Source organism: Thioclava sp. GXIMD4216 (assembly GCF_037949285.1).
In the GTDB taxonomy this organism is placed as follows: Bacteria; Pseudomonadota; Alphaproteobacteria; order Rhodobacterales; family Rhodobacteraceae; genus Thioclava; species Thioclava litoralis.
In genome coordinates this window covers 304,622-318,518 of sequence record NZ_CP149926.1, presented here as the reverse complement: position 1 = coordinate 318,518, position 13,897 = coordinate 304,622, and the positions used below count along the sequence as shown (strand labels likewise).

At 60.8% G+C, this 13,897-nt stretch carries 13 protein-coding genes; 8 read left to right on the top strand and 5 right to left on the bottom strand.

The window, feature by feature from the left end:
* Positions 1 to 99: 99 nt before the first annotated feature.
* A complete protein-coding gene (locus tag WDB88_RS01660) occupies positions 100 to 939 on the bottom strand; it encodes an EAL domain-containing protein (protein WP_339108481.1) in 840 nt (279 codons plus the stop codon).
* Between the two features lie 184 nt (positions 940 to 1,123).
* On the opposite strand from WDB88_RS01660, the gene WDB88_RS01655 reads away from it, so the two are divergent.
* Complete coding sequence (locus WDB88_RS01655) at positions 1,124 to 2,350, top strand: PAS domain-containing protein (protein ID WP_339108480.1); 1,227 nt, start codon at positions 1,124 to 1,126, stop codon at positions 2,348 to 2,350.
* 10 nt (positions 2,351 to 2,360) lie between these two features.
* On the opposite strand, the gene WDB88_RS01650 is transcribed toward WDB88_RS01655, so the two are convergent.
* Positions 2,361 to 2,909: a TlpA disulfide reductase family protein gene (locus WDB88_RS01650; protein WP_339108479.1), complete on the bottom strand. Its 549-nt coding sequence runs from the start codon at positions 2,907 to 2,909 to the stop codon at positions 2,361 to 2,363.
* Between the two features lie 27 nt (positions 2,910 to 2,936).
* Here WDB88_RS01650 and argH point away from each other — a divergent pair, with 27 nt between their 5' ends.
* From argH to WDB88_RS01630, 4 genes are read left to right on the top strand one after another with little or no spacing between them, the layout of a single operon-like run.
* On the top strand, positions 2,937 to 4,343 hold the full coding sequence (gene argH / locus WDB88_RS01645) for an argininosuccinate lyase (protein WP_339108478.1): 1,407 nt from the start codon (positions 2,937 to 2,939) through the stop codon (positions 4,341 to 4,343).
* Complete coding sequence (locus WDB88_RS01640) at positions 4,340 to 4,438, top strand: lipoprotein (RefSeq protein ID WP_339108477.1); 99 nt, start codon at positions 4,340 to 4,342, stop codon at positions 4,436 to 4,438. The genes argH and WDB88_RS01640 overlap by 4 nt, the downstream gene beginning before the upstream one ends.
* 54 nt (positions 4,439 to 4,492) lie before the next feature.
* Positions 4,493 to 5,758: a diaminopimelate decarboxylase gene (lysA, locus tag WDB88_RS01635; protein WP_339108476.1), complete on the top strand. Its 1,266-nt coding sequence runs from the start codon at positions 4,493 to 4,495 to the stop codon at positions 5,756 to 5,758.
* A 45-nt stretch (positions 5,759 to 5,803) separates the two neighbouring features.
* On the top strand, positions 5,804 to 8,365 hold the full coding sequence (locus tag WDB88_RS01630; protein WP_339108475.1) for a TIGR02302 family protein: 2,562 nt from the start codon (positions 5,804 to 5,806) through the stop codon (positions 8,363 to 8,365).
* 56 nt (positions 8,366 to 8,421) lie between these two features.
* Here WDB88_RS01630 and WDB88_RS01625 read toward each other — a convergent pair whose 3' ends face one another.
* A complete protein-coding gene (locus WDB88_RS01625) occupies positions 8,422 to 9,846 on the bottom strand; it encodes a zinc-ribbon domain-containing protein (protein ID WP_339108474.1) in 1,425 nt (474 codons plus the stop codon).
* A 161-nt stretch (positions 9,847 to 10,007) separates the two neighbouring features.
* Between WDB88_RS01625 and WDB88_RS01620 the strand changes: the two genes are divergently transcribed.
* From WDB88_RS01620 to WDB88_RS01610, 3 genes are read left to right on the top strand one after another with little or no spacing between them, the layout of a single operon-like run.
* A complete protein-coding gene (locus WDB88_RS01620) occupies positions 10,008 to 10,679 on the top strand; it encodes an ATP-binding cassette domain-containing protein (protein ID WP_339108473.1) in 672 nt (223 codons plus the stop codon).
* A complete protein-coding gene (locus tag WDB88_RS01615; protein ID WP_339108472.1) occupies positions 10,676 to 11,569 on the top strand; it encodes a cell division protein FtsX in 894 nt (297 codons plus the stop codon). Before WDB88_RS01620 ends, WDB88_RS01615 begins: the two co-directional genes overlap by 4 nt.
* On the top strand, positions 11,569 to 12,312 hold the full coding sequence (locus WDB88_RS01610) for a lysophospholipid acyltransferase family protein (RefSeq protein ID WP_339108471.1): 744 nt from the start codon (positions 11,569 to 11,571) through the stop codon (positions 12,310 to 12,312). Before WDB88_RS01615 ends, WDB88_RS01610 begins: the two co-directional genes overlap by 1 nt.
* Before the next feature lie 3 nt (positions 12,313 to 12,315).
* Here the strand turns inward: WDB88_RS01610 and WDB88_RS01605 are convergent, their stop codons facing one another.
* Positions 12,316 to 12,852 (bottom strand): GNAT family N-acetyltransferase, encoded by a 537-nt coding sequence (locus tag WDB88_RS01605; protein WP_339108470.1) that lies wholly within the window; start codon positions 12,850 to 12,852, stop codon positions 12,316 to 12,318.
* Positions 12,853 to 12,934: 82 nt separating this feature from the next.
* Positions 12,935 to 13,894, bottom strand: coding sequence for an acetyl-CoA carboxylase carboxyltransferase subunit alpha (locus tag WDB88_RS01600; protein ID WP_339109450.1), 960 nt, complete (start codon positions 13,892 to 13,894; stop codon positions 12,935 to 12,937).
* Between the last annotated feature and the right edge of the window lie 3 nt (positions 13,895 to 13,897).

The window sequence follows — 13,897 nt, the reverse complement described above, 5'->3', positions numbered from 1 at the left end:
GGATTTGCAAGCGACCGCGACTCGGTCAGCCGTGCAGGCAAAGACCGAGATGCTTTGTCAAAAACAATCTTAGGTTTACACAGGGAAGTATCAAACTCTTTATGCACGCATCCGGCCAGCGGGTGGTGTTTTCCAAGGTGGCATAATTGTCGGCGCACCGAAATAGTAACCTTGCATGCAATCAATGCCCAAAGAGGTCAAAAATGCGGCATCATCACAGTTTTCAACGGCCTCTGCGACGGTGAACATTTCGAAATGCCGTGCAACAGACATCAGTGCTTCGGTCAGCACCTGATTGTCCGAGTTCTCGGAAATTCCTTTGATGAACTGGCCGTCAATTTTCAGGATGTCAAAGTAGAATTCCCGTAAATAGCGGAAAGAAGTATATCCCGCGCCGAAATCATCCAGAGCAAAGGCGACGCCTCTGGCCTGTAGATCTTGCATGAAGACCGTGACGAGTTCGGGCATCTGCATTGCCGAACTTTCGGTAATTTCCAGAATAAGCCGTTCTGCAATTGTTTCGTCAACCGCAAGGCCTTTATTTAGCGTTTTCATCCAGTTGGGATATCCGATTGACCGTGCGGACATGTTGACCGAAAGGCGCAGAGCCTCGTTTTCGCGCAGAGCCTGCAGCCCGGCCTCAAGGGCGAGACAATCGAGTTTACGCCCGAGCGATGTATCTTCGACGGTTTCGATGAAATCTTTTGCAGGTATCACTCGACCACGTTCGTCGAGAACGCGGATAAGCCCTTCGTAAAACGCAACCTGATCGGGACGGGAGGTTTGCACAACGGGCTGGAAGGCCAGAACGACATCATGGCGCTCGACAGCTCTTTCGACCATCGCAATCGTGTTCTTGTCGCGCTGCGCAATGGCGAAAGAGAGCGGGCTGTCCGAATTTTGTTCAGTATATAGATCGATATTCGAATCGCTTTGCATTGTGGCGCTCCGTCTCTGGGTGCTCCAAGACTGGCGTGTGAGGGCTAAGATTTTGTAAATAGGAATTTTCTCCTCGCTTTATGGTAAATGAAGCTTGAAGGCCGCAAGGTTTAGGCCTGTAAACCAAACTGTAACCGCGTTGCCTGTATGACTGGGTCAGATCCAGGCAAAGAGGCTTTTGTTTATGAACGCGCAAACCGGTTTCTCGACGACTCACGAAAGTGAGGCTCCGTTCGGTTTTGATGAGCTCTTCTATTCCCGTACGGACAAGCGCGGCGTCATTCAGGCTGGGAATGATGTGTTTCAGCGCGTCGCCGGTTTCTCGTGGGACAAGCTTATCAACGCCCCCCACAAGATCGTGCGGCATAAGGATGTCCCCAAGGGCGTTTTCTGCATTATGTGGGATTCGATCCAGAAGGGGAATCCGATTGGGGCCTATGTGAAGAATCGCTGCGAGAATGGCGATTACTATTGGGTTCTGGCTGTTATCCTCCCGATCGATGGCGGCTATCTCAGTGTGCGTTTGAAACCTTCCAGTGACGTGTTTCAGCGAATCAAGGAGATTTATCCGCAGCTGGTCGAACGCGAACAGCGCGAGGGGCTGACGGCGGAAGAGTCGGCCTCCTTGCTGCGCGAGGAAGCGGAATCTCAGGGGTTTTCCAGCTATACAAGTTTCATCGCCTATGCGCTTGGACAGGAACTGGCCAAGCGGGACGAGCGTCTGAAACGGGCGGCAGACCGGAGGACGCGCATTCTGGCAGAGATGAATCATGCGCTTGAACAGGCGACGGAGCAGCAGATGAAACTGCTGCGCAGCTTCGAAGCGTTGCAATCTGTGCCCAATAACATGCGCATTGTGGCGTCGCGGATGGAGCCTTCGGGCGGGCCGGTCTCGGCAATTTCTGAAAATTACAAAGCCAGCTCGCAAGTGATCTCCCAGCGTCTTGCCAGCTTTGTGGGCGGACATGACAATATGTGCGAGCGGCTATCGCGCGAGGTGGCGCGTGTTCTGTTCCTGATCGGTTGCAACCGCGTTATGTCGGAAATGGTTGTGAATATTGATAAAAGCGTGCCGGTGCCACAAATTGACTGGTTTGCGGAGAAAGAGCTTCTGCACGGGCTGGAAACGCAATGTACCGAGGATGCCCGCACGGCAATGTCACGAGCGGTCGGCTATGCCGCAGAGCTGAACCGTGCCAGCGCGGATATCCGGCGCCAGATGCTGGGCCTTGATACGATCCGCGTTCTGGGGAGGGTCGAATGTGGTCGGATGCGCGATGTTGGCGGGTTGTCGACCACGATTGACCAGCTTGATTCTTTCCATGCCGATATCAAAGAGCGGCTGGAAGCGATCATGCAACTTTCGGAAGTCATCGAGAACGCGATGTCGTCCTATATGCGTAGTTCCTGAGCGGGACCGGTCAGGCCGGATCTGAAATAACGGCGCGCAAAAGGGTTTGCGCGTCTGTTCCCGCCCAATCGGCTCCTCCGATCAAGCGGGCAATCTCTTGCCCCTCGCGATTGACGATAAGGGTCACGGGAAGTCCCAGAACGCCTAATGATCGGGCCGCATGTTGGGATTTATCGGTGAATTTGGGAAGGTTCTCCACGCCGATATCTGCAAAAAACCGGTCGATCTTTTCTGGCGGATTGCGGCCGCTGGCGATTGTCACCACCGCGAGATCTTTGCCGCCAATCGTTTTTTGTAATTTTTCCAATGCGGGCATCTCTTCCCGGCAGGGCACACACCACGTTGCCCAGAAATTCACCACAACGACTTTGCCCCTATAGTCCGAAAGGTGATGGGTTTTCCCGCCTTCGTCCTGAAATTCCAGTTCAGGCAGATCGATTGGCGCGTTATAGGTAACCAGCTTCTGCATCTCTCCGGTCTTGAGCGGATCAAGCTCTGCAGCCATCGCCGCATTTGCACCAAGCGCGAGGGCCGTATAAAGGACAAGGGACCGCAGCATTTTGCCTCCAGATGACAGGGCCGAAAGATGACCGAACAGACCAGCGAACCGAAATCCTCCAACGCAATGTGGGGCGGGCGTTTCGCCGCAGGTCCCGACGCGATCATGGAGGCGATCAATGCCTCGATCGGGTTTGACCAGCGTCTTGCCGCACAGGATATCCGGGGCAGCCGGGCCCATGCGGCGATGTTGGCCGCGCAGGGCATCATCACTGATAGCGATGCAAGTGCCATCAGGGAAGGTCTTCTCACCGTTTTGTCAGAGATCGAGGGTGGCAAATTCACCTTCTCGACCGCGCTGGAAGATATCCACATGAATGTCGAGGCGCGTCTGAAAGAGATCATCGGTGAGCCCGCAGGCCGTCTGCACACCGCGCGCTCGCGCAATGACCAAGTGGCCACCGACTTCCGTCTTTGGGTCCGTGATCAATGTGATGCGGCGATCAACGGCCTGCAGTCGCTGATCAAATCGCTGATCGGTCAGGCCGAGGCGGGCGCGGATTGGGTGATGCCGGGCTTTACCCATTTGCAGACCGCGCAGCCGGTCACCTGGGGCCACCACATGATGGCCTATGTCGAAATGTTCGCGCGCGATCTGGGCCGTTTCACCGATGCCCGCAAACGGATGAACGAATCGCCTCTGGGGGCGGCGGCTCTGGCGGGCACCGGTTTCAATATCGACCGCCACGCCACGGCGAAGGCGCTCGATTTCGACCGTCCGATGGCCAATAGCCTTGATGCCGTGTCCGACCGTGACTTTGCGCTGGAATTCCTTTCCGCTTCGTCGATCTGCGCTGTGCATATGAGCCGTCTGGCCGAAGAGCTGGTGATCTGGTCCTCCGCGCAATTCCGTTTTGTGGCGATGTCGGACAAATGGTCGACCGGTTCCTCGATCATGCCGCAGAAGCGCAACCCCGATGCGGCCGAACTGATCCGCGCCAAAATCGGCCGTATTCTGGGTGCGACGGTTGCGCTGTTTACCGTGATGAAGGGCCTGCCGCTGGCCTATTCCAAGGATATGCAGGAAGATAAGGAACAGGTCTTTGACGCCGCCGACAACCTGATGCTGGCGCTGGCGGCGATGTCGGGCATGATTGCCGATCTGACCGTGAACACCGAAAAGCTGGAGGCGGCGGCCTCCAGCGGTTTCTCCACCGCGACCGATCTGGCCGATTGGCTGGTGCGCGAGGCGGGGCTGCCCTTCCGTGACGCGCATCATGTCACCGGCACGCTGGTTGCGATGGCCGAGGATAAGGGCTGTGACCTGCCCGATCTGACGCTGGCGGATATGCAATCGGTCAATGCGGCCATCACGGATGAAATCTTCACGGTGCTGGGGGTGCATAACTCGGTCGCGTCGCGCATGTCCTATGGTGGCACCGCGCCCGCGCAGGTCCGCGCCCAGATCGCGCGCTGGAAAGAGGCGCAGGCATGAAGGCCGCGCTTGTCCTAGCGCTTCTGGCACTGGCGGCCTGCGGGGTCGAAGGCCCGCCGGTGCCCCCGTCAGAAGCGGCCCAACAGACCCCGTAATGCTTGAGGCCGCCGGTTCTGGCGGCCCCGTCACATCATATCCGGAAGACTTTCATGGATCATTTCACGTATAAAAACGGTGCGTTGCATGCCGAGGATGTGCCCGTATCAGAGATCGCCAAATCGGTTGGCACGCCGGTCTATATCTATTCGGCTGCCACGCTGGAACGTCACTTCAAACTGTTCCAGGAGGCCCTTGGCTGGACCGACCATCTGATCTGTTTCGCGATCAAATCGAACAGCAATCTGGCGGTGCTGAAGCTGCTGGGCGATCTGGGGGCGGGCATGGATGTGGTTTCGGGCGGCGAGTATCGCCGCGCCAAGGCTGCGGGCGTTCCGGGCGAGCGGATCGTCTTTTCCGGCGTCGGCAAGACCCGCGAAGAGATCGCTCTGGTGCTTGATGGTGGCATCCGTCAGTTCAACGTGGAATCCGAGCCCGAGCTTCTGGCCATTTCGGAAATCGCGGCAGCCAAGGGGCTGAAGGCGCCGATCGCGCTGCGCGTGAACCCCGATGTGGATGCCAAAACCCATGAGAAGATCGCTACCGGAAAATCCGAGAATAAATTCGGGATTCCAATCGCTAAGGCGCAGGCCGTCTATGCGATGGCCGCCACGCTGCCGGGGATCGAAGTCATGGGCATCGACGTTCATATCGGCTCGCAGCTGACCGATCTTGAGCCCTTTGAAGCCGCCTTCAACAAGGTGGCCGAACTGACCCGCGCCCTGCGCGCCGATGGCCATGATATCCGCCGCCTCGATCTGGGCGGTGGTCTGGGCATCCCCTATCAGCGCGACAATAACGCGCCGCCGCTGCCGATTGAATATGGCGAAGTGATCCGCCGCGCCGTGGGGGATCTGGGCTGCGAGATCGAGATCGAGCCGGGCCGTCTGATTTCCGGCAATGCCGGTATTCTGGTCTCGGAGGTCATCTATCTGAAGGAAGGCGAGGGCCGGAACTTCCTGATTCTCGACGCGGCGATGAATGATCTGGTGCGCCCCTCGATGTATGGTGCCCATCACGACATCATTCCGGTGGTCGAGGCACAGGCCGGTGTCGAGCAAGCGCCTTTTGATGTGGTGGGGCCCGTTTGCGAGACCGGTGACACTTTTGCCAAAGCCCGCAATCTTCCGCCTGTAGGGGCTGGAGATCTGGTGGCATTCCGCTCGGCAGGGGCCTATGGTGCTGTTATGGCATCCGAATATAACTCGCGCCCGCTGATCCCAGAGGTTCTGGTGCGTGGTGATCACTTCGCTGTCATCCGTCAAAGACCAAGCTTTGAGGAAATGCTGTCTCGCGATAGCATTCCCGAGTGGCTCTAAACGCGCCCCTGTTCCGGGCGTGCTCTACATGCCCGGAAAGGACCGATGACCCTGCGCAAGCCTGATCCCGCCCGGACATATGCCGACCCCGCTTTGCGTCGGGTGGCCCGTAAAATTGCGCAGACCCGTCTGGGGCTGGTGGTTGAACGTGGTCTGCGGGCGTTCTGGCCTGCGCTTTCGCTCTGCGCGGTCGGTATGGCGGTCCTTGTCTTCGGGATCTTGACGCTGCCGGCATGGATTGGCTGGGCTGGCCTCGGGCTTTGGGGGCTTGCCCTGACAGCCAGCCTGATTGCGGGCTGGCGCGTTTTCCGCTGGCCCAGCCATGCTGAGGCCGTGGCGCGTGTGGATGAGACCTTGCCGGGGCGTCCGTTAACCGCCTTGGCCGATGATATGGCGCTTGGGGGCAGTGATCCCGCAAGCCGGGCTTTGTGGCAGGCGCATATTGCCCGCATGACAGAGCGCGCGAAAACCGCCCGAGCGGTGCGCCCCAATCCCGATCTGGCCCCGCGTGATCCCTATGCGCTGCGTTTGACGGCGATCCTGCTGCTGGTCAGCGCGCTGGTGTTCGGGGCACCCTCCCGCATGTTTGAAAACGGTGCCTTGCCCGGAGGGACCGCGCCCGCGCTGGCGGCAATGGGCCCCAGTTGGGAAGGCTGGGCCGAGCCGCCGCGTTATACCGGACAACCGGGGCTCTATCTCAACTCTCTCAAGACCGATACGCTGACCCTGCCCGAGGGCACCCGTTTTTCTTTCCGGTTCTATGGGGATTCCCGCAAGATCGGGTTTCGCGAAAGCGTGTCCAGTCCGGCCGTCGCGCCGCAAGATACAAGCGGCACCGATGTATCGCGCCGCGATTTCGAGGCGGTGCAAAGTGGCATCGTCGAGATTTCTGGCATGGCAGGCCGCAAGTTCGATATCCGGATTTCGCCGGATGATGCCCCTGAAATCCGTCTGACGGGGGCGGTCGAGCGGCGTGCCGATGGAAAGATGGTGCTGCCGTTCCACGCCTCGGATGATTATGCCGTGACCTCCGGTCAGGCGAGGATCCAGTTGGATCTGGCGGCGATTCCGCGCAAATTCGGCCTGAAGGTCGATCCCGAGCCGCGCGAGGCGCTGATCTATGATCTGCCGATGCCTTACACCGGTTCACGCAAGGCATTTGACGGGTCTTTGGTTGAAGATGCCGAAAAGCATGCATGGGCCAATCTGCCGGTCAAGCTGGAGCTGGAGGTGACCGACGGGCGCGGCCAGACCGGATCTTCGGGCTGGCAGGCGATTGTTTTGCCCGGACGGCGGTTCTTTGATCCTCTGGCGTCGGCATTTGTCGAGATGCGTCAGGATCTGTTGTGGAACCGTGGGAATGCGGCCTATGTTTCCGATATTCTGAAAGCTCTGAACAATCGTGCGCCCGACCTGATCAGATCTGCCGAGGTGCGCGTGTTGCTGCGCGGCGTGATCGGGCGGCTGGATCAGGGGCTTGATACGCCGCAGGCGCGCGACGCGATGGCTGACATGCTGTGGAATATGGCCGAGCTGGTCGAGGATGGCGGTCTGTCGAACGCGTTGGAGCGCATGCAGCGGGCGCAGGAGCGCCTGTCCGAGGCCATGCGGAATGGCGCGTCGCAGGACGAAATCGACAAGCTGATGCAAGAGCTTAAAGACGCGACGGATGATTATATCCGTATGCTGGCAGAACGCGACCAGACGCAGGGCGATCCGACGCAGAATCAGGATCAGCAGAGCCAGCAGATTACCGGCGACCAGTTGCAACAGATGATGGACGAGATTCAGCGTCTTATGAAAGAGGGCCGTATGGCCGAGGCGCAAGAGCTGCTGGAGCAGTTCAATCGTATGATGCAGAATATGAAAGTCACGCAGGGCGACGGGCAGGGGCAAGGTGGTCGTCAGATGCAGAACTTGCGTGACACTTTGCGCGAACAGCAGGAGCTCTCCGATGATGCGTTCCGCAATCTGCAAAACGGTCAGCAGGGGCAAGAAGGCCGGAGTGGTCAGGACAGTCAGAACGGTCAGAATAATCAGAACGGTCAGGCGCAGGATGCGCCGCCGCCATCCGGATCAGGGCAGAGCCTTTCGGACCGTCAGCGCGCCCTGCGTCAGGAACTGGATCGCCAGAAGGGACTGCTGCCCAATCTCGGGTCCGCCGAAAGTGACCGTGCCCGCCAGCGACTTGATGATGCGGGCGAGGCGATGGGCCGCGCCGAGGATGCGCTGCGCAAAGGGGATAACGGACGGGCGCTGGACAATCAGGCCGAGGCCATCCAGTCGCTGCGCGAAGGTATGCAGGCGCTGAACAATGCGCAAAACGGCGAAGAGCAGCGTCAGGCGGGCCAGCAACAACAGGGCCAGCAAGGCCAGATGCGCGACGGGGAGGGCGGTCAGGGTGGCCAGCGGGCGATGCCCCGCGATCCGCTCGGGCGCTCGGCCGGAGATGGCAACCGTGTCGGAACCGAAGAGAACATGCTTCAGGGCGAAAACCCCTATGGCCGCGCCCGCGATCTGCTGGACGAGATCCGGCGTCGTCAGGCCGAGCGGGACCGCAGCGCGCAGGAGCGCGATTATCTGGACCGTCTGCTGGACAGGTTCTGAACGGAGGCGGTTTCACAGGGGCGCTGCGTGCGGACCTGTGTCGCGGAAGCGCGGCGTCAAGCGGTGCCGCCGAGCCAGATGATCAGCTTTTCAAGCTGGTCATCCAGCGCCAGACGGGCTTGGTCGACCTTGGTCACATAGGCCTGCAAAGGGCGTTGCGCGGCAGGAACCGCGGCTGCAATCTGTGACGCCCCGAGATAGATGGCCAGCAGGATGGCCGCCAGCCCGACAACCAGAGAAAAGCCCAGACGGAAGCTGCTGCGCCGACGCGCCAGAGTTTGTGGTGCATCATAGGCCGCAGCATGGCGCCCGCGGTCCGAGGAGGCGCGCAGGGTCGAATTGATTTCCTCGATATCCGGCAGCTGGTCGCGGCGGCTGATCTGATGGATCGGGTCAGAGGCGGGGTCCGGCTCCACATGCACCAACTCGACGGCCTCCACGTGCGGCGCCTCTTCCGCAACGGGGGCGGGCTGGGATTCTGGCTGTGGCTCGGGCTTGGATACGGGCGCGGCACCCTGCGCAGGGGGGAGGTCGCTTGTATAGCTGATCGAGACATGCGCCTGCGCATCCGGTTCCGGCAGGCTATCCTCGGGCGCGTCGCTGAACTGGTCTGCCTCGGGAAGCACCGCGCCGATATGGTAATCCGGATCGTCTTCCTCGAAGCCGTCATCGGGCTGCGGCGGGGCATAGGCCGCAAGGACCGGTGCCTCCTCGCTCGGCAGGGCTGCCTCGGTGATATCGGCATCGGTGATACCGGCATCGGGCAGCGCCACTTCCGCGACCTCGGAGGTGGCCGGTGCGCTTTGCTCGTTTTGCCTGAGAAGCGCCAGCTTGGCCTGAACACGGCTGGCTGCTGCCTGAGCGACGGGTTCCAGATTCATCTCTTCCTGCGTCTGAAGCAGGCTCCCCTCGGCGCGGCGGGCCTGCGCCTCGCGCTCCGCCTCTTCACGCAAGATCGCCAGCAGCCCGTCATCCAGCTTGCGCCGTGGCATCATGCCGGGTTGGGGCGCCGGACGCAGATCCTCTGCCTCGTCTTCCTGGGGGGGCTCTTCCTCGCGGGGCTTGTCTGGCGATGCCTCGCCAGATGCCGTTTTTTCCGGGATCTCTGAAGATTCAGAATTGTCAGATATCTCGTCCGCAGCCGCATCAGCGACGGCGCTTCCCTCCGTTTCAAGCGGTTCTTTGTCGCTTTCCAGCGCCCTGGCAATATCTGCCGCGATCGCGTCATCATGCAGGTCCTGTGCCCGATCGGCATCGGCCAGTGACGTGATCGCATGACCGGGCTTCCATGCAGACGGGGCGATCTCTTCGGCAGGTTCATCGCGGGGGTCTGTCACCGCATCGGGCAGCGCCTGCATCCGCGCCGAGGGCTGGAACCACATCGTCCCGCAATTGGCACATTGCACATCGCGCCCCGCATCGGGGATCACCGAGTCATTGACTTCGTACTGGGCTGCGCATTTGGGGCAGGTCAGTCGCATTAAGGATATGCCTCGGTTACTTAACTTATGGGCCCAATGCGTCCGGATAGGACGCCATCGCCAATCTGGCAATTCATTTTACGATGTTGTAGCAAGCAGCCAATCATTATCCAAGTAGTAGCGTCGTTGCGGTGAAAAATGGCGATGCAAGGGGGCCTTTGGTGATCGAACTAGAAAATGTCGCGATTGGCTATAACGGGGTCGAGCTTCTGTCCGAAGTCTCGCTCAAACTGGTCCCCGGATCGTTCCATTTTCTGACGGGTCCTTCGGGGGCGGGGAAGACCTCGTTTCTCAAGCTCTGCTATGCCGAGCTTCTGCCGGTGGCGGGCCATGTCAGCCTGATGGGGCAAGATATCCGTACGATGACCCGCGATGACCGCGCCCTGATGCGGCAGCGGATTGGTGTGGTGCATCAGGATTGCCAGTTTCTGGACCATCTGCCGGTGATCGAGAATGTCGCGCTGCCGCTGACCGTTTCGGGGCGTCCTGCGCATCCGCAGGAATTGGGCGAGCTGCTGTCTTGGGTCGGGCTGCGCGGTCAGGCGAATGCCCTGCCGCCGCAGCTTTCGGGGGGCGAACGCCAGCGCGCGGCTTTGGCCCGCGCCGTGATGATGAGCCCCGATGTCATTCTGGCCGACGAGCCGACGGGAAATCTTGACTGGGAGATGTCGCTGCGTCTGCTGGGGCTTCTGGTCGAGCTGAACCGGATGGGCAAGACGGTGGTGATTGCCACCCACGATCTGAACCTGATCCGGCAGGCCAAGGCGCAGGTGCAGGCGCGGGTGCTGCGCATTTCCGGACGGCGGTTGCAACTGGCGGGAGCGGACCTGTGATTTCCCTGAACTTTCTCAAGATCGAACAAGGCACTGCGGCGCGGGTCGTGCCGCCCACGGGCTTTACCGCGCGGCTGACACTGATCACGGCCGCAGCAATGGCCTTTCTGGCGGTCTTTGCGCTGGCGCTTTCGTTGGCGACCAACCGTTTGGCACATCGCTGGGCCGATGCGTTGGCGCGCACCGCTACCGTTCGGATTTCGGCCCCCGAGGACCAGATGCAGACGCAGGTGGATGCGGTGCTGAAGGTGCTGGGCGAGACGCCCGGAATCTCGGAATATAAGGCGCTGGACGATACGCAGATGCTGGCCCTTCTCAAGCCGTGGTTCGGTGCTGACCTGCCGGTGGATACGCTGCCCTTGCCGCGTCTGGTAGAGATTACCGAGAACGGGCAGGGGATTGATGTCGAGGGGCTGCGGCTCCGGCTTCAGGCCGAGGCTCCCGGTGCGGTGCTGGACGACCATACCCGCTGGCGCAGGCCGCTGGTGCAGGCGGCTGGCCGGTTGCGCATGCTGGGGCTTGTCTCACTGGTTCTGATCGGCGGGGCGATGGCGGGGATGATCACGCTGGCCGCTCAGGCGGCGCTTGCCGCCAACGGACAGGTGATCCGCACCCTGCGTCTGGTGGGCGCGCGTGACCAGTTCATCGCCAGCGCCTTTGTGCGCCGTTTTACCGCGCGGGGACTTGCGGGCGCGATGATCGGCACGCTTCTGGGGATGGCGGCTGTGGCGCTTCTGCCCGATGCGAGTCCGGCGGGGGCGTTCCTGACAGGGCTCGGGTTTAGCGGGGCGGGCTGGCTCTGGCCGCTCCTTATTCCGGTTCTGGCGGCGCTTGTGGCCTTCGGCGCAACGCAATTCGCCGCCATGCGCATGCTGAAAGGGATCCGCTGATGCAATATCTCCGCTCGCTCGTCTTCATCGTGCTGATGTATCTCGTGATGGCCGTAATGGCGATCTGCCTGTTCCCCGTTGCCCTGATCGGCGGGCGCGGCGTGGCCATCGTGATCTGCCGCAGCTTCTGTCATTGGGTGCGCTTTTCGGCGCGCTGGATTGTCGGATTGCGGACCGAAGTGCGCGGCACCGTTCCGGAAGGGGATGTGCTCGTTTGTGCCAAGCACCAGAGTTTCATGGATATCCTGATGATCTATTCGGTCCTGCCCAAGGGCAAGTTCATCATGAAACGCGAACTGGTCTGGACCCCCTTCGTGGGCTGGTATGCGTGGCTGATCGGCTGCATTCCGGTTAACCGTGGCAAGGGCGGGGCTGCGGTGAAAGCCATGCTGAAAGCCGCCAAGAAAGGGCAGGAAAAGGGCGGCCAACTGGTGATCTTCCCGCAAGGCACCCGTGTCGCTCCGGGGGCGCAGAAGCCCTATAAGGTGGGGGCGGGGGCGCTGTATTCCACGCTGAAAACGCCCGCTGTTCCGGTGGCGGTGAATGTGGGGCTGTTCTGGCCCAAACATGCGATCCTGCGCAAGCCGGGGCTGGCTGTGGTGGAGTTTCTGCCGCCGATCGCTCCGGGGTTGAAGGTCGATGCCTTCATGGCCGAGATCGAGACCCAGATCGAGACCCGGTCCAACATGCTGATGGCCGAAGCCGGTATGCCGATTGTGGCCGAGCTGACGCCGAAGGGCTGAGGGCTAGAACATATAGCCCAGCAGGTCGATCATGCCGGGGGGCCATTTCCGCGTCCCCAGCGGCTTGACCAGCAGCACGTCGCTCATCTCGCCCTCGATCACCGCATGGCTTCTTAATTCGTCAATCGCCAGCCAGCGCATCGGTGCAGCGGGAAGCGGACGATAGCCCCATGCGCGATAGATCTCGGGGCTGTCCGAAAACAGGATCGCAAATTCGCGGTCCTGCCCCAAAGCTTCCGCGGCCTGCACCAAAGCCCGCCCGATCCCCTGTCTGCGGGCTTTGGGGGTGACGCAAAGATCGATCAGCCCGATGATCCGGTAGGGAGTGCCCTCGATGGAGATCACGCGCCGGTCAATGCCGATCTGCCCCACCAGCGTCGGGCCCTGAAAGGCCAGCACGCGCTGATGCGGCTCTTGCTTGAAAAAGCTGCGCTCTTCGAAAAAGCCGGGAAAAGCCTCGTTGAGCAGGCCGGTCAGGGCAGCATCATCGTCTTCGGCAGAGGCCGTGCGGAGAGTGATCTTGTTTGGGTCGATACGCATGGCGCCACTGTAAGGAACGGCTGGCAAAGCAAAACCCCCGCCATTGGTGATGACGGGGGAGAATTTCGGAATGTCGGCGGCTTTATGCCGCAAGCCCTTTCGAGCCCATATCCAGAAACTTCTTGCGGCGCGATTTCACAAGCGCGACCCCGTCGCGGCCCGCCAGTTCTTTCAGCATGGCACCGATTTCCGTGCGCACGGCCTCGAAAGTTGCGGTGCGGTCGCGTTGGGCCCCGCCCAGCGGCTCCTTGATGATCCGGTCGATCACCTCGAGCTTCTTGAGATCCTGCGCGGTCAGGCGCAGCGCTTCCGCCGCCTCGCGCATTTTCTCGGCATCCTTCCACAGGATCGAGGCGCAGCCTTCCGGCGAGATGACCGAGTAGATCGAATGTTCCAGCATCGCCACGCGGTCGCCTGCGGCAAAGCCTACGGCCCCGCCAGACCCCCCTTCACCAATGACAAGCGCAATCAGCGGCACCTTGATATTGAGGCAGGTCTGGGTCGAGCGGGCAATCGCTTCGGACTGGCCGCGCTCTTCCGCGCCCTTGCCGGGATAGGCACCGGGCGTGTCGATCAGGGTGATGACCGGCAGGCCGAATTTATCGGCCATTTCCATCAGGCGGATCGCCTTGCGATAGCCTTCGGGGCGGGCCATGCCGAAATTGCGGGCAATCCGCGAGGCGGTGTCATGGCCCTTTTCATGGCCGATCACCACGACCGGCTGGTCGTCGAAGCGCGCAAGGCCGCCCATAACCGCGTGGTCATCGGCAAAATTGCGATCGCCAGCCAGCGGCGTGAACTCGGTGAAGAGCGCCTCGATGTAATCTTTGCAATGCGGACGCTCGGGATGGCGCGCGACCTGACATTTGCGCCAGGGCGAAAGATCCTTGTACAGATCCTTCAGCATCTGCGCGGCTTTCTTGTCCAGCGCAGCGGCTTCTTTCTCCACATCCATCTCTTCGTTTGCCCGTGCCAAGGCGCGAAGCTCTTCGGCCTTGCCCTCGATCTCGGCAAGAGGCTTTTCGAATTCGAGATAGCTGATCAT